The sequence below is a fragment of the Pseudooceanicola sp. DL12 genome (assembly GCF_056270665.1).
Window position 1 is genome coordinate 1,879,748 of record NZ_CM149884.1, and the last position, 21,721, is coordinate 1,901,468.

Below are 21,721 nucleotides of genomic sequence, written 5' to 3' on the forward strand. Positions count from 1 at the left end.
CTTGCGGGGCCCGGTCGCTGCCGCTTGCCCGGCCTTTCTATAACCTTTTGGCCTCCCGCCTCAATCAGTTCCTGCAGGTGGAGGGCGTTCCGCCACTGGTCTGCGCGGAGAAGCCCCGCAAGCCCACCGTCAAGCTGAAATCTGTGGAGGGGGTCACAACCGAGGAGGAGGTATAGGTGCGCGAGGCCGAAAGGGTGACGTCGACGCATTCGTTGGAATAGGTGACGCCGAGGCCGGCCTTGGCGGCGCGGTCGGCGACGATGTCGTAGCGGACCGAGGCGGAGGTGGTCCAGTGATCGGTCACTTCGTAGCTGCCGGAGAGTTTCCACTCGGAGATCACGTCGGGACGGTCCTCGACCTCGTCGGCATCTAGCCAGACGTAGGAGGCGGAGAAGAGCGCCCGGTCGTTTACCCAGGCGCCGCGGGCCTCGGCCTTGGTGACGCCGAGATCGCTGTCGAAGAGGCCGCGCGCGGTGATGGACCAGCCGCCCGGCGCCTGGATCTGCGAGGCGACGAGCAGGTCGGAGGTGGCGCTGGACAGGCCCGAGGACTGGCTGAAGTTCTCGTCCGCGCTCTCCTGCACCACCTGGCCCACGACGAAATGGCTGGCCCAGCCCTTGGCGCCATAGCGGTTGTAGGCAACGCCGTAGGCGCCGCGCCAGCCGCGCTCGCGCCGGTCGGGGGCGGTGAAATAGGTCATGGAGAGCAGGTTGCCCTCGTCGAAATCGACCAGGGTACTCTCGTCGTTGGCGACATCGAGGTTATGGCCGCCGGTCCAGGCAACCTGTGCCAGCGGTTCGATGACCTGGAAGGTGCCGTTCGCGCTGACCTTCTGCCAGGGCCAGCGCAGGGTCAGACCGGTGGAGGGTGTCACGCCCGCCTGTCGCGACGGCAGATCGGCATCCTGCCAGGTGCGGAAGGCATCGACGGCGACGCCGCTGACCACCGCGGCGCGGATGCCGTAGGGCAGCGTCCAGTCGCGCAGCCAGTTGGCCGAGACGCTGACACGTGCCACGTCACGGCCATCGGCGGTGCCGTCACTGTTGTCGTCGGTATCGACCTCGGAATAGCGGAAGTGCCCATGCACGCCCGCGTTCAGGCGCAGTTCGCCGCCGAGATAGCCCGGAAAGAGGCGCTGCTCGATGCTGGCGTCGCCGATGATCGAGGGGATGGTGGCATCGTCCTCGTCCGAGCGCAGCGAGTGGTAATGGGTCAGCTGGCCGCCGATCCACTGGTCGCGGCGCGCCCGGCCGACCCGCAGGATGCTCTCGATCCTGTCCTCGTCGGAATAGCCGTAGTCGGAGAGATAGCTGTCGTCGGAGACAGCCTCGATGTGGAAATCGAGCACGAAGTCGCGGGGCAGGTAGAACTTGCCCGCGGCATTCAGGTAGCCACGGAAATCGGCGGAATCGAGATCGTCGCTGGACCCGGCGCCGGTGATCGCCAGGGCGCCCATCGAGAAGGCCTGGCGGTAGCGGTATTCAAGGGTCTTGGTGTCGGCCGAGAGATAGGGGGTGAGGGTCAGGTCCTTGTGATCGCCCATGGCGATGAAATAGGGCACCTTGACCCCGGTGCCGAGCTGCGAGTTGCGCTTGATCGAGGGAAAGAGGAAGCCGGTGGCCCGTTGTACCGACGGATCGGGCAGGCGCAGGCGCGGCAGGTAGAGCACCGGCACGCCCCAGATGTCCATCCAGGCACCCTGCAGGTAGATCTGCTGGCCGACCTCGTCGTGAATGACCTTCTTGGCACGGATCTGCCAGAGCGGCGGACGGCCGTTGCAGACGTGACAGGAGGATACGGTACTCTTGTAGAGTTGCGTGTAGCGGCCATCGATGCGGGCGAGCTGTTCCGAGGCCATCTGGACCTGGTCGCCGAGCATCAGCCGCGCGCCGCGGATGATGCCGTTGCGCAGGTCGGGATCGAGATCGGCAGCATCGGCGACGATGGTGGTGGGGTTGAGGGTCTGCTCTTCGTTGGCCTCGGCGAGGGTCAGGGTGATCGGGCCCTTGATCTCGAGCTTGTCGTTGGCATTGTCGAAGACCACGCGGCTGGCCGTCAGGCGGACGCCGCCCTGCAGCACCTCGACATGGCCATCGGCCACCAGGCGTTGGTCGCCGTCCATGTAGACCTTGTCGGCGATCAGCGTGGCGGGGCCGGTGCCGGCGGTGTCGGGCAGCGCGGTCGTGCCGTTCTGGGTCGTGGTGGCCTGTGCTGTTGTTGCGGCGGTCTGGGCCTGTACGCCGCCAGCGGGCGCCATCAGCGCCAGCGCCAGCGCGGCGGCGCTGACCGTCGCCGGGAGCCGGGCGCGGGCCGAAGAAGCCAGGGGGGCGGGGCGCGGGGCGGTCATCAGCCGTCCTCCATCTGAAGCAGGATCCCGACGGCCAGGAGCACGGTCGCCACGGGCGGGGCCCATGCGGCGAGCATGATCGGGATCTGGCCATTCTCGCCCAGCACCTGCGCGAAATTCCGGATGTAGTAAAGCGTGAAGCCCAGCAGGATCGACGCCAGCACCGAGATGCCGGTCTTGCCGAAGCGTGCCGGGCGCATGGTGAAGGCAGCGCCGATCAGCACCATGGCGGCCAGGAAGAGCGGCCGGGCCAGCTCCATCTGGTACCAGACCTCGTGACGGCGGGCCGAGAAGCCGGCCTCTTCGAGGTCGCGCACGTAGGCGGGCAGTTCCCAGATGGGAATCGCGGAAGGATCGCCGAAGGAATTGCGGATGCGCTCCTCGGTCAGGGTCGAGGACAGGCGGTAGCTGTCGAATTCCTGGGCGCCGGCCTCCGGGTTGATGCCCTTGTCGAGGGGCCAGACCTTGACGTCGTGCATCAGCCAGGCGCCATCGTCGAGGCGGGCATCGGCGGCCTCGATCCGCTGGGTCGGTCCGCCGCCACCGGGGCCATAGGTGATCATGGTGACGTCGAAGAGCTCGGTCGCCTCGGCATTGGCGCTGGCCGCGCGGATCACCGTCTGGCCGTCGGCGCCGCCCTGGCGCAGCCAGAGCCCCTCGGAGGAGACCGACAGCGTGTCGGCCCCGCCGCTACGATAGTTCTCGTAGAGCTCGCTGTAGCGTTTCGACGTGGCCGCGACGATGGGGTTCATCATGATGACGGAAAGAATGCCGATGACGAGCGCAACCGCAAGGGGTGCCATGAGGGTGCGCAGCGCAGAGCGCCCCGCGGCACGGGTGACCACCAGTTCGGAGGACCGCGAAAGCGCAAGAAACATGCTGATCGTGGCCAGGATGATGATCAGCGGCAGGAATTCGTAGAGCCCCTTGGGCGCATTGAGCACCACCAGGCCGAGGATCTGGCCGAGGCTGACATCGTCGGAGGCGAGCTTGCGCATGTGCTCGACCATGTCGATCGAGGTGGTGAGCAGGAAGAACACGCCGGTCATGCCGAGGACGCTGCGCAGGAAGCGCATGGCGAAGTAGCGGTCGAGCCTCATGTGGAGGCCTCCGGCGCGGGCAGGGGCCTGTTGCGCACCCGCCGGGGCCGGCCCGCCCACCACAGCAGCAGGCCCGAGGCCAGCATGCCCGAGGCGGCCGGCAGGTAGAGGATGGGCCAGAGCTCGGGGGTCTTGCGGACCGGATCGGTCACCAGCCCCTCGATGAACTTGACCATGACCAGGAGCAGGATGGCGAAGATGATCTGTCGCCAGACGCCGAAGCGGCTGAAGCTGCCGACCTGCAGGGCCGAGAACCCGATCATCGCGGCGGCGATGCAGAGCAGGGCCTGGGTGATCCGGCCATGACCCTCCTGAATGGCCCGGCCGACGTCCTGGTATGTCAGTTCGGCGGCATGCTGGGGATCGAGGAGGAGCATCAGCGTGGGCAGGTTGCGGATCGAGGCGGTGGAGAAGGTGCCACGGTCGATCAGCGCGCCGATGTCATAGGAGAAATCCTCGAAATGGGTGGTGAAGAGGCGGTTCGAGGGCAGCCGCAGGTTCTGCGCCAGCCCGTCGATCATCACCAGCTTCGGCGCCGGCACCTCGTCGGGGTCGGCGGTGTTGATGATATAGGCGCGGTCGGCGGTGAAGGTCTGGGGCTGCTCCGGGTCACGGCGATCGGACAGGAAGACGTCGACGAGCGTGCCGTCCTCGGCAATGTCGCGGATGTAGAAGGTGATGCCGTCGACCGGATGCAGGAAGCTGCCCTCGGTCAGCATGCGGGCGGTGACGTTCTGGGCCACCTGCCGGTTGCGGACAAGTATCTGCTCCTGGCTGCGCGGCACGAGGTAGTTCGTGAGAACGCCCATGATCAGCGCCACGATGATTCCGAAGAAGAACACCGGCCGCGCCAGCCGCCAGGGCGAAAACCCGGTGGCCTGCATCACCACCAGCTCGCTGTCCGAGGACAGGCGGTTGGTGACATAGACCGAGGCCGCGAAGGCCGCGATCGGCAGGACGATGCGGATCACGTTCGGCAGGGTCAGCGCGGTGTATTCCAGGAAGACGGCAGCGGTCTGCCCGTCCGCGATCAGCTGATCGAAGAGCCGGACGGCACTGTTGATCCAGTAGATTGCAACCAGCACCAGGGCGAAGAAGCCGAACAGCATCATGAGTTGCGACAGCAGGTATCTGTCGAATCGCGCCAAGGTGAGCCTCCGAGTGCACAGGGTTATTCCTGCACCCCGGCAGGTCCTTGACGCCAAGTCTAGCGGCTTTCTCCGGCCGGGAAAACTGCATTCTGGTCAAAGGCCGCCCGCCGCGATAGCCTCTGGCGAAATGGCCGGGCAGAGGCCCGCAGATGCCCCCCCGGAAAAGAGCAGGAGAAAGCCCGTGACGAACCCTCTCAGCCTGAAATTCGCCGAAACGGACCTCGAGGCGATCGCCTCGCAGCCGGGGCGCGTGGCGCTTGTGCTCGATCCCGAGGGGGGCCTGTCGGTGGTCGCGCGGCGCGTGAACAAGCTGACCCGCGGTGCGGTGGCACGCCTGGTAGAGGCGGAGAGCTTTGCCGCCCGCAAGGCGGGCGAGGTGATCACCCTGGCCTGGCCACAGGGCCTTGCGGCAGAGGCGCTGGACATCGTCCTGCTGCCGCGCCGGGCGGAAGCCGCGCTGCTGCGAAAGACCGGGGGCAAGCTGGCAAAGCTGCTGGGGGAAGAGGGCATGCTGCTGCTGGCGGCGAGCCTGAACGCCCCGGGCGAACTGGCCCTCGGGCTGATGCTGCGGGCCTATGAATATGACGCGCAGAAGACAGAGAAGGCGCGGCCGAAGGGCGCGGTGACAGTCATGACAGCCAAGCCCTTCGAGGGGCTGGAGGCTATCGAGGCGGTGGCCGAGGGGATCTTCTTTGCGCGGGACCTGGTGAATGCGCCGGCCAACGTGCTGACGACCACCAGTTTCGCCGAGGAGCTGCTGGCGCTCGAGCCCCTCGGGCTGAGCGTCGAGGTGCTCGAGGAGGACCGTCTGGACGAGCTGGGCATGGGCGCGCTGCTGGCGGTGGGCCAGGGGTCCGACAGCCCCTCCAAGGTGGTGGTGATGCAGTGGACCGGCGGCGAGAAGGACGAGCCGCCGCTGGCGCTGATCGGCAAGGGCGTGGTCTTTGACACCGGGGGCATCAGCCTGAAGCCCGCGGGGGGCATGGAAGACATGACCATGGACATGGGCGGCGCAGGCACCGTGGCCGGCACCATGAAGACGCTGGCCCTGCGCAAGGCAAAGGCGAATGTCGTGGGCCTCGTCGGCCTGGTCGAGAACATGCCCTCGGGCAACGCCACGCGCCCCGGCGACGTTGTGCGCAGCATGAAGGGCGATACGGTCGAGGTGATCAATACCGATGCCGAGGGGCGCCTCGTGCTCTGCGATGTCATGTGGTACGCGCAGGAAAGGTTCCAGCCCAAGGCGATGATCGACCTTGCGACTCTGACCGGGGCCTGCATCGTGGCGCTCGGGCACGAGAATGCCGGCGTCTTTTCCAACAGCGACCCGCTGTGCAATGCCTTCCTGAAGGCGGCGGGCGCCGAGGGCGAGGGCGCCTGGCGGATGCCGCTGGGGCAGGCCTATGACGACCTGCTGAAGAGCCGGGTGGCGGACATGAAGAACGTGGGCGGACGCCCTGCAGGCTCGATCACCGCGGCACAGTACCTCAAGCGCTTCGTCAAGGACGAAACGCCCTGGATCCACCTCGACATCGCGGGCGTGGCCAGCATCAAGGGCGGCACGGCCCTGGCGCCGGCGGGCGCCACCGGCTGGGGCGTCATGGCGCTGAACCGGCTTGTTGCCGACGGGTTCGAGAGCTGAGAAGGGCAGCCCGATGGGCGAGGTCTACTTTTATCACCTGACCCGGTCCACGGTGGACGGCGCGCTGCAGAACCTTCTGCCACGGGCGCTGAAAGCCGGCTGGCGGGTGGCGGTGCGGGGCAGTGATGCCGACCGCCTCGACTGGCTCGACCAGAAACTCTGGCTTGGACGCGAGGAGGATTTCCTGCCCCATGGCCAGGACAAGAACCCCCATGCGGATCTGCAGCCGATCCTGCTGACCCTGGGCCAGGCGGCGAACAGGCCCGACTGCCTGATGAGCATCGATGGCGCGGCCCTGGAGCCGGCCGAGGTGGGGGAGCTGAAGCGCGCCTGTATCCTCTTCGACGGCCATGACGAGCCGGCGGTGGCCCATGCCAGGACGCAGTGGAAGGCGCTGACCGCTGCGGGGTGTCCGTCGGTCTACTGGTCGGAAGAATCCGGACACTGGGAGAAAAAGGCCGAGAGCGCCGGAACATAGGCGCTATCTCCGTTTCCCTGTTCCCAAATATCCTCCCCGAAGGGTTGGTGCGGCGAAGCCGGACCAAGTGCCGGCATGACGCTGCGCGTCATCGCTTCGCGGAGGATATTTGAAACAGGGAAACGATCAGATGGGGCTCCAGCCTTCGCCGTTGCCGCCTGTGTCGTCATCCTCTCCGGAGACGTCGGCCTCGGGGGCCGCGCGGTTCGTCATGGCGCGGAAGGATGCGGACTGGCGGGCAGTCCAGAGCACGTCGAGTTCCAGCCCGTCCTCGGTCTGGCGCTCGCCCTGCACGATGCCTTCCTTGTAGGCCCAGGCGCGCACCTTGCCGTCGGAGAAGTCGAGCGTGATCGTCTCGGTCTTGCGTTCCGCATCGAGGGTGCGTGTGACCTCTGCCAGCATCGCTGTCAGCCCGGCGCCTGTGATCGCCGAGATCGGCAGGATCTCGGGGTCACGGGCAGCGCGGGTCATCAACTGTTCGCTCTCGTCCTCCGGCAGCAGGTCGATCTTGTTCCAGACCTCGAGGACGGGAACGCTCTCGTCGAGGCCCAGATCGGCGAGGATATCCTCGACATCGGCCTTCTGCTCGGCGCTCTCTGGGTGCGAGATGTCGCGCACATGCAGCACCAGGTCGGCCTCGAGCACTTCTTCCAGCGTCGCGCGGAAGGCCGCGACCAGTTGCGTCGGCAAGTCGGAGATGAAGCCCACGGTGTCTGAGAGGATGACCTCGGCCCCGGTCTCGAGCTTGACGCGGCGCATGGTGGGATCGAGCGTGGCGAAGAGCATGTCCTTGGCCAGCACGTCGGCCCCGGTGACCCGGTTGAAGAGCGTCGACTTGCCGGCGTTGGTGTATCCCACCAGCGCGACGATCGGGAAGGGCACCTTGGCGCGGGCGGCGCGGTGCAGCTCGCGGGTCTTCACGACGCGGGCCAGCTGCCGGCGCAGGCTGCCCAGCTGTTCGTCGATGGCCCGGCGGTCGGCCTCGATCTGGGTTTCGCCGGGGCCGCCGACGAAACCGAGGCCGCCCCGCTGGCGTTCCAGGTGGGTCCAGGCCCGGACGAGCCGGGTGCGCTGATAGGCCAATGCGGCCATTTCCACCTGAAGCACACCCTCACGGGTCCGGGCGCGATCCGAGAAGATCTCGAGGATCAGGCCGGTCCGGTCGAGGATCTTGACGTTCCAGGCCTTTTCCAGATTGCGTTGCTGTTTCGGGCTGACCGGCCCGTCGATCAGGACGAGCTCTGTCTCTGCCTCGGCGAACATCTCCTTCAGCTCTTGCACCTTGCCGGAGCCGAAGAGGGTCTTTGGGGTCGGGTTGACCAGGCGCACCACCTTGGATCCGACGACGTCGAGCCCCGGAAGCGCATGGGCGAGGCTCACGGCCTCTGCCAGCGCGTAGTCCGGGGCGTGCCGCGCTTGCTCGCGCGGCATGTCGGGATGGATCACGAAGGCGCGCGTGGACGCTGCCTCATGGCCTATCAATTGTTGTCTTCGCCTTCATAAAGGGAGATCGGCTGCGACGGCATGATCGTCGAGATCGCGTGTTTGTAGACAAGCTGGGCTTGACCGTCACGGCGCAGCAGCACACAGAAGTTGTCGAACCAGGTGATCACACCCTGCAGTTTCACACCGTTGATCAGGAAGATCGTGACCGGAACCTTGGTCTTGCGGACGTGGTTCAGAAATGCGTCCTGCAGGTTCTGTCTATCGGAAGCCATTCTCGTTTTGCCTTTTTTGATTTTTTATCGCCATTCGCGGCTTTTTCGGATGATTTGGGACAATTATGAAACGCGGCAGGAAAAGTTACCACCCCCCCGACAGGGATTGTTGACCGGTAAACGCGCTTGCGTCAATCCCGCCACAGATCCGGGTTGAACAATGCAATGATTGCAAGCAGTTCAAGGCGGCCCAGGATCATCACGGCACAGAGCACAAGCTTGGCGCCCGGTGCAAGCTGGGCCAGGGCGATCGGCTGGGAACCGCCGTATTGGGTCAGGGGGCCGGTGTTCGAGAGTGCCGCCACCGAGAGCACGGTGGAATCCTCGAAGGCGATCCCGAAAAGTGCCAGCATCGCCATCGACGCCGCCAGGCACATCGCGAAGAGCATGAAGAACACCCAGGCGTGGAAGGCGCCCTGGCGCCGGATGCGACGGCCGGCCACGCCGGAGCCCGAGACGGAGGAGGGGTGTACGAGGCGGTCGAGTTCCTGGCGTCCGTTGAGGTAGAGGGCATAGACCCGCAGGAGCTTGACGCCGCCGGCCGTGGTGGCGACGCCGCCGCCGATCATCGCCAGGCCCATCAGGATCATGCCGGGCGTCGAAAGACCCGACCAGTTCTGTGCGGTGTCCCAGTGCGAGCCTTCCCAGCCGGTGGTGGTCAGGAAGGACAGCACGGTGAAGACCGAGCCCCAGAGCGCACCGAGCGCCATGCCGAAATCCTCTCCGGCCTGCACGTCGAAGGCGGCGATCCAGTGGCGCAGGAAGAGCAGGAGAGGCACCACGATCACCAGGGCGATGCCCATGCGGAATTCCGGATCCTTGTGGATCGCGATGCGCGAGGTGACGGTATCGGAGGAGAAGGTGACCCGGGAGAGGGCGAAGAGCATGAAGAGCGCGATGGCGATCTCTCCGGGGATGCCGGAAGCGGCGTTCTGGGTGCCGCCGATCGGCGAGATGCCCGAGGTGGAGAGCGTCGACATGGCATGGGTGAGTGCCACCAGCGGCAGGTCGCCCGCCAGCAGCAGCGCCAGCCAGAGCACTGCCGTCAGCCCGACGTAGATCGGACCGAGCTGGGTTGCGCCGCGGATCACGCGGCGGATGACGCTGGCACGCTGGAAACGGTCGATGGGGGTCTGATGCAGTTCGCGGCCGGCGGCGGTTACCTCGAAGCCACCGAGCGAGAGCGGCGCCATGATCGCCGCTGCGGCCACCCAGATCATGAAGCCGCCCATCCATCCCACCTGGGCACGCCAGAGGTGAAGCGGTGCCGAGAGCCGGCGGGGATCGTCGTAGAAGGCCATGCCCGTGGTGGTGAAGCTCGAGACCATTTCGGCGTAGGCGTTCAGGAAGCGGGTGTCGGGCAGGCTCTCCCAGAAGGGAATGGCCATGAAGAAGGGCAGGAAGACGTAGGAGCTGAAGAGCGACAGAAGCGCGAAGAGATCCGCGCGCCCGGTGGAGAGCACGGGGCGGCTGCCGCGGGCCAGGGTGATCAGCCCGGCGGCCGCAGAGCCGAGCAGCGCCATGTAGAAGAAATTGCGGGCCACGAAGAAGTTCTCCTGGGCCAGCGCGACGCCGGCGGGCAGGAGCATGGACAAGGAGATGCTGACCGAGATCAGCAGGAAGAGGGATTGTCCCTCGAGCCGTGTATGTACGGGCGGCTTGCGCATGCGCTGCGGCGGGCCCTAGAAGTAGTCGATGGAGACCTGCAACAGGCGCTCCACCTCGGGGACGTCGGCGGCCAGGGCAAACAGGACGATGGTATCGCCCTCGTCGATCACCAGGTCGGCGCCGGGTTTCACGACTTCGCCGTTCTTCATCACGGCTCCGACGAGGACGCCCTCGGGAAACTGGATGTCCCGGATCGGCTTGCCGGTCATGGGCGAGGTCGAGAGCACCTCGGCCTCGATCACCTCGGCCTCGGCATCGCCGATGGAATAGACGCCGCGCACGCGCCCGTGGCGGATATGGCGCAGGATCGAGGAGACCGTCGTGGCGCGCGGATTGATGTAGGCGTCGACGCCCAGCGGGCCCATCAGCGGCACCAGCGTGGGATCGTTGACCAGAGCGATGGCCATGGGGCAGCCGAGCGCCTTGGCGCGCACGGCGGTGAGCATGTTGGTCTTGTCGTCGTCGGTGACGCAGAGAATGGCGTCGGCGCGACCGATGCCGGCCTCGGCCAGAAGGGCACTGTCGAGGCCATCGCCGTTCAGGACGATGGTGCGTTCCAGCGCATCGGCAGCGCGTTCGGCGATGCCGCGGTTCTTCTCGATGACCTTGGCGCGGAGTTTCCGCTTTTCTTCCAGTGTCTTGGCGACGGTCAGCCCGACGTTGCCGCCACCCACGATGACCACGCGTTCCTGCCGCCGGTTGGTCTTGCCGAAGACCTCGAGGCAGCGGGTGACGTCATCGGAATGAACGCAGACATAGCATTCGTCGCCGGCAAAGATCTGATCCCCCGGTTCCGGAGCGAAAAGGTTGCCATCGCGGCGCAGGCCCACGACGATGGCGCGCAGCGTGGAAAAGAGATCGGTGAGCTGCCGCAGCGGGGTGTTCACCACCGGGCAGTCCTCGTCGATGATGATGCCGAGAAGCTGGGCCTGGCCGCCGAGGAATTGTTCGACATCGAAGGCGGCGGGCGCGGCAAGGCGTTGCAGCGCGGCCTCTGCCACTTCGAGCTCGGGCGAGATCACCACGTCGATCGGCATGTGGTCGCGGCGGTAGAGATCGGCGTAGATCGCGTCGAGATAAGAGCGCGCGCGCAGGCGGGCAATCTTTCGCGGCACGGAAAAGACGGAATGCGCGACCTGGCAGATCACCATGTTGACCTCGTCGGAGAAGGTCGCGGCGATGATCATGTCGGCGTCGCGGGCGCCGGCGCGGTCGAGGATGTCGGGATAGGAGGCAAAGCCAGCGATGCCCTGGACATCGAGCGTATCGGTGGCGCGGCGCACCAGGTCGGGGTTGTTGTCTACAACGGTGACATCGTTGTTTTCGCCCGAAAGATGACGTGCGATTTGCCACCCGACCTGACCGGCGCCGCAGATGATGACCTTCATACCCAGGGTTCCTGCTGTCTCTGAAAGCCCTGCATGGCAGAGAGGGCGCAGGGGGTCAATTCAAAAGCCCTGCGGCCCCCGGAGAGCCCGGAAGGCTGCGCGTTTCGGCCACGGATCCGAGCCCGCGAAAGAGCCCCGCTGGCTGGGGCATGTCCGGGGGCGGTCCGGGGGGGGGCGGTCCGGCCGTCAGCGGCTGGCGGTCGCGGTGCCCTGGCCTTCGGGCTCGAGCACGGTCACCCCCACGGCCGCGGCGCGCGCCAGCCCCTCGTCGAGGGACATGGGAATGTACTCGCCGCGTCGCCAGAGCTGGGCCAGGTCGTCGTAGTGGCGGGAGAGCGGATGGCCCGACTGGCCCGTCGAGATGATGAAGACGGAACTGTCGGGATCGGCGAAATCGTAGACCCCGCGATAGCCCGCGCCATGGACGTTGAGGAAGGGGTCGGGACCGGTTCCCTTGGTCTGGCCGCGCATCAGCGTGTTGTCGCCGCCGGAGGTGCTCTGACGGATGTTCACGAAGTAGCGCAACACCGGGATGTCGCCCAGCACCGGGTGATCCTGAGCCGCCTGGTGCGCGTCGCCCCAGCGCAGGCTCTCCAGATTCGAGCCATAGCGCTCGGTGATCCAGATCAGGGCGGCATCGAGGCTCTGCCTGGCGATGTCGTCACAGCTTTCCTTGGCGGTGGACTGGATGACGTCGCACCAGCGGGAGGCGCCGTCGATGTTGCGGTAGACCCGTTCGATGAAGACCGGGTCAAGATGGGTGAAATCATCGGCAAGCGGGCCGAGCTCGTCGCGGATCAGCTTGTCCTGCAGGGCGCGGACCCAGGCGGCATAGATCAGCGGCTCGGGCATGTGTTCGTTCATCTCGCCGTTCCAGGACGCCAGCAGGTTCAGCGCATCCTGACGCAGCCGTTCCGGCGTGCCCTTTGGCGCGGGATCACCGGTGAACCAGAGATCGCGGCCGATCAGCGGCAGCAGAGAGCGCGCGGTGAAGGAAACGGTGTCGAGTTGGGCCTCGATGAAGCTGTCGCGGGTGTGCACCTGGCGCGATTGCATCAGGCGCTGAAGGCGGTGGATCCGCTGGGTGTCGCCCCAGTCGAAGGTGACGTGATCGGGGAAGGGGTGGTCGACGGTCTTGTTGTTGGTATTGCCGAGGATCCCCTCGGGCGGGTTGATGACCTCGGGGTTGTCGGCATAGGGCTGGATGCCCTTCCAGCGGTTGATCGACTTCCAGCCCAGAGAGGGCATGCGGCCCTGGCTCTCGTTGCGGGGATCGCGATCGGGGATGGCGCCGATGGTCTTGAAGGCGATCGTGTCGGCATCCGCCAGCATCAGGTTCAGCGCCGGGGCGACCAGCGGCGCAGCGCCGTCGATGGCCTCGTCGATGTTCCGGGCGTACATCAGGTTGATGCCGGCGGTCAGGGTGGTGTCGTCGGGCGAAAGGGCCGTCCAGCTGATGGAGGCGACATGGCCCGCCGGGGTGACGGAGCCGAGGGAATAGTGGCTGCCCGGCAGGACGGGGCCGTTCTCCGTCCAGCGCAGGGTCAGGGTGACCGGGGCCGCATCCTTGACGTCGATGATCGAACGCTTGGTCTCGAAGGTCGCCCAGCCGTCGGGGGTGCGGTATTGCTCGGGGTTGTCGGGGTTCACCTCTTCCATGTGCACGTCGAGGTCGTCGACATAGGCGGAGGTCACGCCCCAGCCGAGGAAATGGGACCGGCCGGAGAGCACCAGCGGCATGCCTGGAATCGTGGCCCCGATGACGCCGCCCTGCTTCAGCTCGAGCCGCGCGAGGTACCAGATGGTGGGTGCCGTGAAGCCCAGGTGCGGGTCGTTGGCCAGCAGCGTGCCCCCGGTGGCCGAGCGCGACGGCGCGGCGGCAAAGGCGTTGGAGGCGCCGGCCAGGTCGAGCTGGGGGAAGGGCGAAAGCGGATCGGTGGGCAGGTTCAGTCCGCCCGCAGCGGCCATCTGGCGCATGCTGCCGTCGGGCATCATGGCGGAATATTCCGGCAGTGCGATGATGGGCTGACCGGGCGCATCGGGCAGGATGTCCTTGATCATCGTGGGGTCGGGCAGGGCGAGGGAGACGCGGGCGCGCTCGACCTCGTTGGCCAGACTGCCCGACATCTGTACAGCCAGCAACTTGCCTATGGCGATGGAATCGGCGGGCGTCCAGGGCGCGACCGGCACGTCGAAGAGGAACATCTCTGGAGCGCCGCGGCCGAGCGCGTCGCTGTTGATCTCGTCGAGGCGGGCGTTCACGCCGTGGGCATAGGCCTGAAGGATGGCGCGGGTGCGCGGATCCTGATCCTCGACCGAGGCACGGGCGGCGGAATAGAGGTCGTAGCGGCGCATCAGCCGGTCGATCTGAAGCGTGCGGGGGCCGAAGATCTCGCTGAGGCGCCCCTGGGCGGTGCGCCGCAGGGTGATCATCTGCCAGAGCCTGTCCTGGGCATGGGCATAGCCCAGGCCGAAGAACACGTCCTGATCGCCGGCACCGCTGGCAAAGATGTGCGGGACATTGGCGTTGTCGCGCACGATCTCGACCTTGTCCGAGATGCCCTGAACGTCCAGGGTCTTGTCGTAATCCGGCAAAGACCGGGCCCCGAGATAATAGATCCCGGCGATGACGATGACCGCAAGAATGACCATGCCTCCGGCAATGCGGAGGAGCCAGCGGAAAACACTTCTCATTCTTTTCCCTTGCCCTTGCGTTCCGGTACCGGGCCGGACACTACTTCACGGGACTGCAGCAATACAGGGGATTGAGCCATGGCGAAAGTCGCGTTTCTGGGATTGGGCGTGATGGGCTATCCGATGGCCGGGCATCTGGCCGCGAAGGGCCACGACGTGACCGTCTACAACCGCACGACCAGCAAGGCAGAGGCCTGGGTGGCCGAGCATGGTGGCGCCCTGGGTAAGACCCCCGCAGAGGCAGCAAAAGATGCCGATTTCGTAATGACCTGCGTGGGAAATGACGATGATCTGCGGCAGGTCTGCACCGGGGGTGACGGGGCCTTTGCCGGGATGAAGGCGGGGGCGATCCTGGTGGATCACACTACCGTGTCGGCGCGTGTGACGGCCGAGCTCTACCAGGGTGCAAAGGCGGCGGGGCTGGGCTATGTTGATGCGCCGATCTCCGGCGGCCAGGCTGGCGCGGAAAACGGTGTGCTCTCGGTGATGTGCGGTGGTGACGAGGCGGATTTCGACGCCGCCCGGCCGGTGATTGATGCCTATGCCAAGATCTGTCGCCGTATCGGCGAGAGCGGCGCGGGCCAGATGACCAAGATGTGCAACCAGATCGCCATTGCCGGGCTGGTTCAGGGGCTGAGCGAGGCGCTGCATTTCTGTCAGAAGGCGGGCCTAGATGGCGAGAAGGTGATCGAGGTGATCAGCGCCGGCGCCGCCGGCAGCTGGCAGATGTCGAACCGCTATCAGACGATGCTGGCAGATGAATTCGATCACGGATTTGCCGTCGACTGGATGCGCAAGGACCTGAACATCTGCCTGTCCACCGGTGACGAGATCGGGGCGAGCCTGCCGGTGACGGCGCTGGTCGACCAGTTCTACAAGGACGTGCAGAAGCTGGGCGGTGGCCGCTGGGATACCTCGAGCCTGATCAAGCGCCTGTCGATGCTGGGTTAAGTCTCTGGGATAATTCCGCGATTGGATGGCCTGCCGGGGCAGGCCATGCCTCCGGCGGCCGTATTTCGGGAAAGATGAAAAGGGGCGGTCGCGCCCCTTTTTTCATGCGTGCCGGCCTAATGCGGCGCCGTGTTGGAGAAGACCTGGATCACCGCGATGCCGCCGCCGATCATCAGCATCCCGAGGACGGCGGGCAGATCGAGGCGCTGGCCGAAGACGACGAAGCCGATGATCGAGATGAAGACGATGCCCAGGCCGCTCCAGAGGGCGTAGACCACGCCCACCGGCATGGAGCGCAGGGTCAGCGACAGGAAGTAGAAGGCCAGCGCATAGCCCAGGACCGTGACGACCGAGGGCAGCGGGCGCGTGAACTGATGGCTGGCCTGCAGGGCCGTGGTGCCGATCGTTTCGGCGATCACGGCGATGATCAGCGACAGGTAGGCGGGCATGGGCGACAGCTCCTCAGGCGACGACGTACCAGTCGCGGCGGTGGTTGATGGCGATCACGAGGTTGAGCACGACGGCGCCGAGCAGGGACCAGATAACCATTTGAAACGGCATGACGAAAAGCGCACCGACGAAGACGCAGAGATCGACGGCGAGCTGCAGGTAACCGGCGCGGAAACCGGTCTTTTCCTGCAGGTAGAGGCCGAGGATGCCGATCCCGCCCAGCGAGCTGCCGTGGCGGAAGAGCGCCAGCAGACCCGCGCCGGTGATCATGCCGACGAGCACGGCACCGACCCAGGGGGTGAATTCGACGATCTGGTACTGGCCCGGCAGCAGCTTGGACAGCAGCGACAGGAGGCTGACCGACAGGAAGGTCTTGATCGTGAAGCGCAGGCCGAGGCGGCGGTAGCCGAACCAGTAGAAGGGCAGGTTGATCACGAAGAAGACCCAGCCGAAACTCCACCCGGTGACATAGGAGATCAGCACCGCCAGGCCGGCCGTCTGGCCCGTCACGAGGCCCATGGCGGTGAGCAGGCTGACCCCGAAGGCGGCCATGGTTGCCCCGAAAATCAGCCCTTGGGCGTCCTCGAGCAGGGTGTGGTTTTTCTGCGTTTCCAGTGGTTTTTCGGTCGTGTCGGTCATCAAGGGCCCCAGCTTTTGCCATCACTGGTAGGCGGGCTGCGCGATCCTGTCCAGAGGCGCCGTCAGTCGGCGATGTAACGGTCGCGGCGATGGTTGAAAGCGATGACCCCGTTGAGGATCAGGGCGCCGAAGAGCGAATAGGCCACGACGCGGGTGTCGAAGAGGAAATAGGCCACCGCGAAGAGCACGGCATCGATGATCAGCTGCACGTATCCGGCCCGGAACCCGGTGCGGTCCTGCACCATGAGCGCGATGACCCCAAGCCCGCCGAGGCTGCCCTTGTGCCGGAAGACCCCCAGCAACCCATAGCCCGTCAGCACCCCGAAGATTGCGGTACCGAGGATCGGATTGAGGTAGGCGAACTGCATGCCCTGCGGCAACCAGTCGACCAGAACCGAGAGGATGGCCACGCAAATAATTGACTTGATTGTGAATTCCGAGCCAAGGCGCTTCCATGCCAGGGCATAGAAGGGCAGGTTGACGATGAAGAACACGGGCCCGAAGGACCAGCCGGTGACATAGGAGATGATCAGCGCCAGCCCCGCCGTCTGCCCGGTGATGAAGCCGAGCGAGGAGAGAAAGACCAGCCCGACCGAGGCGGTGAGCAGCGCGATGGAGAAGCCCTGCAGGTCTTCCAGCGGGGTGTGCGACTGGCGGAGTTCGTTGGGAATTGTCAGTGGAGAGGGCATTGCGGATCAACCTATTTAGGTCAGCATTGCTTCCATTATACGCTGCGCCGCGGCGAAATCATAGGGGGCGTGTCCTGGAAAAAATCAAGCGGTGTCAGTTGGTTGCCAAACTCCTGCGCCGGTTCCCGCCGATCTGAGATTTTTTCGGGAACGATGCGGCAGGGTCACATGTTGTATATGCAACCGGCCAGAACGCCGGATGTCCGGTGCGGCCCTCCGGGAGGGGAAGTGGCCGTTGGAACCCCGGACAGGGCTGCCAAGCGCGAAGGGTGGCCCGCAAATCCCGGATGTCTCCCCGGGGAGGGCCGGCGCCTGGCGCCGGCCCTTTATCGTCGGGCGCCCCGGACGCACGAAAACCGGCCTTTGAATTCCAAAAAATGCATATCTTTAACCCGTTGAATTCGGCGGATTCCAACGTCGGTATTACGTCGGTATCGCGTCGGTATTGCGTCGGTGCGAAAATGGCCGGGCCTGGGCCGGAAACGGCCGCGGAAAGCCCCCGAAAACCGGAAGTGAAGCAGGGGATTCAGGGAGAGGCTCAGGCGCCCGGCAGCCATCCTTCGGCGCGGAAGGAGGTCTCGCGCTCCTGACCGATGATGATGTGATCGAGCAGGTTGATCTCGACCGCGGCGCAGGCATCGGCAATGCGCAGGGTCATGTCGATGTCGGCCTCGCTTGGGGTCGGGTCGCCGGTGGGATGATTGTGCACAAGCACGATCGCCGCCGCCGAGAGATCGAGCGCCCGGCGAATGACCTCGCGCGGATAGACTGGCACGTGGTTGATCGTGCCGTTGCCCTGGGCCTCGTCGGCGATCAGCTGGTACCTGGTGTCGAGAAAGAGCAGGCGGAACTGTTCGGTCTCGCGGTGCGCCATGGCGGTGTGGCAATAGGAGACGAGGTCATCCCAGGAGGAGAGCACCTCGCGGTTGATGACGCGGGCCCGCGCCATGCGCTGGCCAAAGGCCTCGACCATGCGCAGCTGCAGGTAGACCCACTTGTCGGCCCCCTCGACCTCGAGGATCCGTGCCTCGGGCGCGGCCACCACGCGGTTCAGGTCACCGAAGGTTTCCAGCAAGCGCTTGGCCAGCGGCTTGACGTCGATCCGGGGGATGGCGTTGAAGAGCAGCAGCTCCAGCAGCTCGTATTCCGGCATCGCCTCGTGCCCGCCGGTCAGGAAGCGCTGGCGCAGGCGCTCGCGGTGGCCCCAGTAATGTGGCCGATAGGACCCGTCGGCATTGCGCAGCAGCCCGGTGCCGGCGGCCTCCCCGGCCGAGAGGCGGCCGCGGGCGCGAGACTGGCCGGCCGCGGTGCCGGCGGGCTCGATGGCCTGCTCATAGGCATCGGGCGGCGCCGAACGGGCAAGCAGGTCCTGCAGGCCGGCCTCTTCCAGGCCGGGCGGCCGGCGCCCAGCGGGGGTGCCGCGGCCGGGCTGCAGCAGGGCACGGCCCTTCTCGATCAGGTCGCGGGCCTTGATGGGGCGGGAAGAGGCGGATTTCGGCGGCGTGCGGGGCATGGGATGACCTTTGAAGGCCCCTCCGGAACGCCATTCGGGCGCGGGAAGGGGCCATCAGAGGGTTCCAATGCGGAATTAAGAACCGGTTAACGATGATCCGGAGATCGCCCGGGACCACTGGCACTGCGGCTTCGCTGCATCAGCAGGGCGGCAGGAGCGCGAGAGGGGGGGCAGGCCGTGTTCTTCATCTTTCCTCCAATACGGCGGGGGAGTCTCCGAAGGAGACGGGGGCAGAGCCCCCTCTCACGTGCGGTCGAGCACGCGCGGCACAGGAAAAAGGGCGCCCCGGTGCAAGCCGGGACGCCCCTGAAAGTGATCCGGGATCCGCTCAGGCGCGCGTCTTGGCGTCCTTCTTGGCGTCCTGCGGCAGTTCGATGTTGATCTCGAGCGCGGAGCGGTCGTCCTCGCTCTCCATGCGGATGTCGACGGCATCGCCCTCGACGGCCACATGGCGGCGGATCACCTCGATGATCTCCTTTTGCAGGGCGGCCATGTCGATGCCCGAGCCCTGTCCGGAGCTGCGTTCATGCGCCAGCAGGATCTGCAGGCGCTCCTTTGCGGTATCGGCCGTGCGGGCCTTGCGGGGGCGAAGCAGTCCGAACATGTCAGGCGGTCCGTCCGAAGAGCCGCGAGAAGAGACCCGGCTTCTGGTCTTCCTCGATCTTCATGGCGATGTCCTCGCCCAGCAGGCGCGAGACGGCGGCGGCATAGGCCTTGCCGGCGGCCGAGGGCTCGTCGAGGACGACGGGCGTGCCGACGTTGGAGGCGCGCAGCACCGCGGGGCTCTCGGGGATGATGCCGAGAAGCGGTACGGCGAGGATCTCCATCACGTCCTCGACGTTCATCATCTCGCCCTTGTCGATGCGGCCCTGGTCGAAGCGGGTCAGCAGGACCTGCGCCTTGACCGGCTCGGCATCGTTGGTCTCGGAGCGCCTGGTCTTCGACGACAGCAGGCCCAGAACGCGGTCGCTGTCGCGCACCGAGGAGACCTCGGGGTTGGCCACCACGACGGCCTCGTCGGCAAAGTACATCGCCATCTGCGCGCCACGTTCGATGCCGGCGGGGCTGTCGCAGATGATGTAGTCGAATTCCTCGCGGAGCTCGTTCAGCACCTTCTCGACGCCCTCCTGGGTCAGGGCGTCCTTGTCGCGGGTCTGGGAGGTGGGCAGCACGTAGAGAGTGTCGAGCCGCTTGTCCTTGATCAGCGCCTGCTTCAGCTTGGCGTCACCCTGGATGACGTTGATGAAGTCGAAGACCACGCGGCGTTCGCAACCCATGATCATATCGAGGTTGCGAAGACCCACGTCGAAGTCGATGACCACGGTCTTGAAGCCACGCTGTGCCAGCCCGGCGCTGATGGCAGCAGCCGAGGTGGTCTTGCCCACGCCGCCCTTGCCGGAAGTTACAACGATGATTTTGCTCACGGGAGCACTCCTCTCTGGAAGGGTTCAGGCGAGCGGCTCGATCTGCAGCTGCTCGTCGCGAAGGAAGACCTGCACCTGGGTGCCGAGGGCGGCGTCGCCCATGTTGTCGCTGGTGCGGTAAAGGCCGGCGATGGCCAGGAGCTCTGCGTGCAGGCTCTGGCAGAAGATGCGGGCGGAGGTGTCGCCATGGGCCCCGGCCATGGCCCGGCCGCGCATGGAGCCGTAGATGTGGATGTTGCCCGATGCGATCAGCTCGGCGCCCGAGCTGACGGGGCCGATGATGGTGAGATCGCCGTGTTCGGCCACCACCGTCTGGCCCGAGCGGATCGGGCGGGTGATCAGCAGGTTCTTGGGCGCCGGGGCCTCCGGCTGCAGCGCGGCGGGCGCCGCGCGGCGCTCTGGCGGGGCGCTGCGCACCTCGGTGCGGGGCGCGGGGGCGGGCTCGCTGGCCTTGGGGCGCGGCTGTTCGCGCAGCGGCGTGTCGCGGCCGCCGGAGACCTCGATCAGGCCGGAAGCGGCAGCAAGGGCCAGCTGGGCGGGCGCGGCGTTCTGCACGGCGAAGATGCCGAGGTTGCGGCGGCGCAGCTCCTCGATCAGCCCGGCAAAGAGCGAGCCGTCGGTGAATTGCGGTGCGCGCTCGAGATCGAGCACCAGCGGCGCGCCGGCAAAGAACTGCGGCGTCTGCGCAAGCTGCTGATCAAGCGCGGCGTAGAAGGCGGGGTCGGGGAGCTGATCCACGCGCAGGGCAACAGCCGTCAGGAAGCGCCCCCGGATCTGGAACGGCTGAACGGATGTGACAGGTCGGCTGCGACTGTCGCTTGCGGTCTGTGACGGCACGGGGGCTTCTGTGCTCCTGCTCTCTTGCCAGCGCAGATTCGTGCCTGCGCCGTGGTTTTCCCGAGGGCCTAGCCCCTTCGGGGCCGATGGTCCAGCGGGGAAAACAGGGAAAGCGCTGCTGAGCAGGGACATGCCGCGACGGGAGGTCGCTGGGCGGGAAACGGCCGGTCGCAGGGCGGGATCGTGCCGCAGGAGCAGGCTGCGGGCAAAGCTGGCCGGCGTGGCCAGACCTGCCATCGCCCGCCCGCCGCGGAAATTTCGGCACCCTGGACGGACGATGGAAGGCGGGCGAACCGGGAACAGACCGGTCCGCAGGAGAACCGGCCGGGGCTGAAATACCCCCCGGCCGGCCCGCTTGCTGATTACTCGGTGGCGTAGAAGGCGCCGGCCTCTGCCTCGCCGTTGACGGTGCCGGTGACATCGCCCTCGACAACGAGCTGGCCGCTGTTGTCGTAGAAGGTGCCCGCCAGGTCGAGGTCGACGGTGTTCTCGAAGCCGTCGCTCTCGGTCAGGGTGCCGGTGACGTCGGCGGTCATGCCAGAGCCCGAGATGGTGCCCGCGACGTCGAGCGTGCCGGCCAGCGAGGCCTGCAGGGCTTCGGTGTCCTCGTCGAAGAGGCCGAAGTCGGACGCGGTGCCGGAGACGGTGTCGGTGTCGAAGTCGGCGGTCATGGCGAGCGCGCCCAGGGCGGTCATGTCCTCGTTCTCGCCGACATCGCTGAGCCCGACATAGCCGGCCATCTCGACGCTGCCTGTGGGCTGGACGGTGATCGGGTCGATGTCGCCGTTGTCGATGGCGGCCTGGAGGGTCTCGTAGTCGGCCAGCGCGGTGGTGGCGTCGATCGAGCTGGGCGTGATGTAGGTCTCTTCGCTGTCGCCATCGCTGCTGGAGCAGGCGGCGAGGGCCACGAGGGCGGCGAGAGAGGTTGCCTTGAGGAGATATTGCATGGGTCTACCCTTGTTGGTTGTGCCGCCGTGACTGTGACTGTGACTGTGGCGGCGGGATTGAGACGCCTGCAAATTGGTCGGAAGC

The 21,721-nt window shown here is 66.3% G+C and carries 19 protein-coding genes; 3 read left to right on the forward strand and 16 right to left on the reverse strand.

All coding sequences use genetic code 11. The annotated features are described in order from the left end of the window. Window positions 1-64: 64 nt before the first annotated feature. Genes AC0WR5_RS08810 through lptF form a run of 3 tightly spaced genes read right to left on the reverse strand, consistent with a single transcriptional unit; the run spans window position 65 to window position 4,595 of the window. A complete protein-coding gene (locus AC0WR5_RS08810) occupies window positions 65-2,347 on the reverse strand; it encodes an LPS-assembly protein LptD (protein WP_475868295.1) in 2,283 nt (760 codons plus the stop codon). After that, a complete protein-coding gene (lptG, locus tag AC0WR5_RS08815) occupies window positions 2,347-3,447 on the reverse strand; it encodes an LPS export ABC transporter permease LptG (RefSeq protein WP_475868297.1) in 1,101 nt (366 codons plus the stop codon). Before lptG ends, AC0WR5_RS08810 begins: the two co-directional genes overlap by 1 nt. Next, entirely contained in the window at window positions 3,444-4,595 is a 1,152-nt protein-coding gene (gene lptF / locus AC0WR5_RS08820) for an LPS export ABC transporter permease LptF (protein WP_475868298.1), read from the reverse strand. The genes lptG and lptF overlap by 4 nt, the downstream gene beginning before the upstream one ends. Before the next feature lie 184 nt (window positions 4,596-4,779). Here lptF and AC0WR5_RS08825 point away from each other — a divergent pair, with 184 nt between their 5' ends. Continuing rightward, complete coding sequence (locus AC0WR5_RS08825) at window positions 4,780-6,240, forward strand: leucyl aminopeptidase (RefSeq protein WP_475868300.1); 1,461 nt, start codon at window positions 4,780-4,782, stop codon at window positions 6,238-6,240. Window positions 6,241-6,253: 13 nt separating this feature from the next. Further along, window positions 6,254-6,718: a DNA polymerase III subunit chi gene (locus tag AC0WR5_RS08830; protein ID WP_475868301.1), complete on the forward strand. Its 465-nt coding sequence runs from the start codon at window positions 6,254-6,256 to the stop codon at window positions 6,716-6,718. Window positions 6,719-6,844: 126 nt separating this feature from the next. On the opposite strand, the gene hflX is transcribed toward AC0WR5_RS08830, so the two are convergent. The 5 genes from hflX to AC0WR5_RS08855 all read right to left on the reverse strand — a co-directional run bounded on the left by hflX (window position 6,845) and on the right by AC0WR5_RS08855 (window position 14,186). Further along, a complete protein-coding gene (gene hflX, locus AC0WR5_RS08835; RefSeq protein WP_475868953.1) occupies window positions 6,845-8,197 on the reverse strand; it encodes a GTPase HflX in 1,353 nt (450 codons plus the stop codon). After that, on the reverse strand, window positions 8,197-8,436 hold the full coding sequence (gene hfq, locus AC0WR5_RS08840) for an RNA chaperone Hfq (protein ID WP_193082548.1): 240 nt from the start codon (window positions 8,434-8,436) through the stop codon (window positions 8,197-8,199). Before hfq ends, hflX begins: the two co-directional genes overlap by 1 nt. Before the next feature lie 131 nt (window positions 8,437-8,567). Beyond that, a complete protein-coding gene (locus AC0WR5_RS08845; RefSeq protein ID WP_475868303.1) occupies window positions 8,568-10,103 on the reverse strand; it encodes a TrkH family potassium uptake protein in 1,536 nt (511 codons plus the stop codon). Window positions 10,104-10,118: 15 nt separating this feature from the next. Then, window positions 10,119-11,492: a Trk system potassium transporter TrkA gene (gene trkA, locus AC0WR5_RS08850; protein WP_475868305.1), complete on the reverse strand. Its 1,374-nt coding sequence runs from the start codon at window positions 11,490-11,492 to the stop codon at window positions 10,119-10,121. 186 nt (window positions 11,493-11,678) lie between these two features. Beyond that, entirely contained in the window at window positions 11,679-14,186 is a 2,508-nt protein-coding gene (locus AC0WR5_RS08855) for a penicillin acylase family protein (RefSeq protein ID WP_475868307.1), read from the reverse strand. Between the two features lie 78 nt (window positions 14,187-14,264). Here AC0WR5_RS08855 and AC0WR5_RS08860 point away from each other — a divergent pair, with 78 nt between their 5' ends. Beyond that, on the forward strand, window positions 14,265-15,137 hold the full coding sequence (locus AC0WR5_RS08860) for an NAD(P)-dependent oxidoreductase (protein ID WP_475868309.1): 873 nt from the start codon (window positions 14,265-14,267) through the stop codon (window positions 15,135-15,137). Between the two features lie 116 nt (window positions 15,138-15,253). Here the strand turns inward: AC0WR5_RS08860 and AC0WR5_RS08865 are convergent, their stop codons facing one another. The 8 genes from AC0WR5_RS08865 to AC0WR5_RS08900 all read right to left on the reverse strand — a co-directional run bounded on the left by AC0WR5_RS08865 (window position 15,254) and on the right by AC0WR5_RS08900 (window position 21,636). Further along, the gene (locus tag AC0WR5_RS08865; RefSeq protein ID WP_475868311.1) at window positions 15,254-15,586 is read right to left on the reverse strand and encodes a DMT family transporter; all 333 of its coding nucleotides are present in this window, start codon (window positions 15,584-15,586) and stop codon (window positions 15,254-15,256) included. Window positions 15,587-15,599: 13 nt separating this feature from the next. Further along, complete coding sequence (locus AC0WR5_RS08870) at window positions 15,600-16,226, reverse strand: YitT family protein (protein ID WP_475868313.1); 627 nt, start codon at window positions 16,224-16,226, stop codon at window positions 15,600-15,602. A gap of 62 nt (window positions 16,227-16,288) precedes the next feature. Then, on the reverse strand, window positions 16,289-16,915 hold the full coding sequence (locus AC0WR5_RS08875; protein WP_475868315.1) for a YitT family protein: 627 nt from the start codon (window positions 16,913-16,915) through the stop codon (window positions 16,289-16,291). A gap of 538 nt (window positions 16,916-17,453) precedes the next feature. Beyond that, entirely contained in the window at window positions 17,454-18,428 is a 975-nt protein-coding gene (radC, locus tag AC0WR5_RS08880; protein ID WP_475868317.1) for a RadC family protein, read from the reverse strand. Window positions 18,429-18,756: 328 nt separating this feature from the next. Next, window positions 18,757-19,032 (reverse strand): cell division topological specificity factor MinE, encoded by a 276-nt coding sequence (gene minE / locus AC0WR5_RS08885; protein ID WP_475868319.1) that lies wholly within the window; start codon window positions 19,030-19,032, stop codon window positions 18,757-18,759. Window position 19,033: 1 nt separating this feature from the next. Next, window positions 19,034-19,852 carry a septum site-determining protein MinD gene (gene minD, locus AC0WR5_RS08890; RefSeq protein WP_475868321.1) on the reverse strand — a complete coding sequence of 273 codons (819 nt, stop codon included), beginning with the start codon at window positions 19,850-19,852 and terminating at the stop codon, window positions 19,034-19,036. 24 nt (window positions 19,853-19,876) lie between these two features. Further along, window positions 19,877-20,689: a septum site-determining protein MinC gene (minC, locus tag AC0WR5_RS08895; RefSeq protein ID WP_475868323.1), complete on the reverse strand. Its 813-nt coding sequence runs from the start codon at window positions 20,687-20,689 to the stop codon at window positions 19,877-19,879. A gap of 362 nt (window positions 20,690-21,051) precedes the next feature. Next, on the reverse strand, window positions 21,052-21,636 hold the full coding sequence (locus AC0WR5_RS08900; RefSeq protein ID WP_475868325.1) for a hypothetical protein: 585 nt from the start codon (window positions 21,634-21,636) through the stop codon (window positions 21,052-21,054). Between the last annotated feature and the right edge of the window lie 85 nt (window positions 21,637-21,721).

Bases quoted from the DNA above. Each gene is read 5' to 3' on its own strand.
- AC0WR5_RS08810 (WP_475868295.1), bottom strand. From the start codon at position 2,347: ATGACCGCCCCGCGCCCCGCCCCCCTGGCTTCTTCGGCCCGCGCCCGG.
- lptG (WP_475868297.1), bottom strand. From the start codon at position 3,447: ATGAGGCTCGACCGCTACTTCGCCATGCGCTTCCTGCGCAGCGTCCTC.
- AC0WR5_RS08830 (WP_475868301.1), top strand. From the start codon at position 6,254: ATGGGCGAGGTCTACTTTTATCACCTGACCCGGTCCACGGTGGACGGC.
- hfq (WP_193082548.1), bottom strand. From the start codon at position 8,436: ATGGCTTCCGATAGACAGAACCTGCAGGACGCATTTCTGAACCACGTC.
- AC0WR5_RS08845 (WP_475868303.1), bottom strand. From the start codon at position 10,103: ATGCGCAAGCCGCCCGTACATACACGGCTCGAGGGACAATCCCTCTTC.
- trkA (WP_475868305.1), bottom strand. From the start codon at position 11,492: ATGAAGGTCATCATCTGCGGCGCCGGTCAGGTCGGGTGGCAAATCGCA.
- AC0WR5_RS08855 (WP_475868307.1), bottom strand. From the start codon at position 14,186: ATGAGAAGTGTTTTCCGCTGGCTCCTCCGCATTGCCGGAGGCATGGTC.
- AC0WR5_RS08860 (WP_475868309.1), top strand. From the start codon at position 14,265: ATGGCGAAAGTCGCGTTTCTGGGATTGGGCGTGATGGGCTATCCGATG.
- AC0WR5_RS08865 (WP_475868311.1), bottom strand. From the start codon at position 15,586: ATGCCCGCCTACCTGTCGCTGATCATCGCCGTGATCGCCGAAACGATC.
- AC0WR5_RS08870 (WP_475868313.1), bottom strand. From the start codon at position 16,226: ATGACCGACACGACCGAAAAACCACTGGAAACGCAGAAAAACCACACC.
- AC0WR5_RS08875 (WP_475868315.1), bottom strand. From the start codon at position 16,915: ATGCCCTCTCCACTGACAATTCCCAACGAACTCCGCCAGTCGCACACC.
- radC (WP_475868317.1), bottom strand. From the start codon at position 18,428: ATGCCCCGCACGCCGCCGAAATCCGCCTCTTCCCGCCCCATCAAGGCC.
- minE (WP_475868319.1), bottom strand. From the start codon at position 19,032: ATGTTCGGACTGCTTCGCCCCCGCAAGGCCCGCACGGCCGATACCGCA.
- AC0WR5_RS08900 (WP_475868325.1), bottom strand. From the start codon at position 21,636: ATGCAATATCTCCTCAAGGCAACCTCTCTCGCCGCCCTCGTGGCCCTC.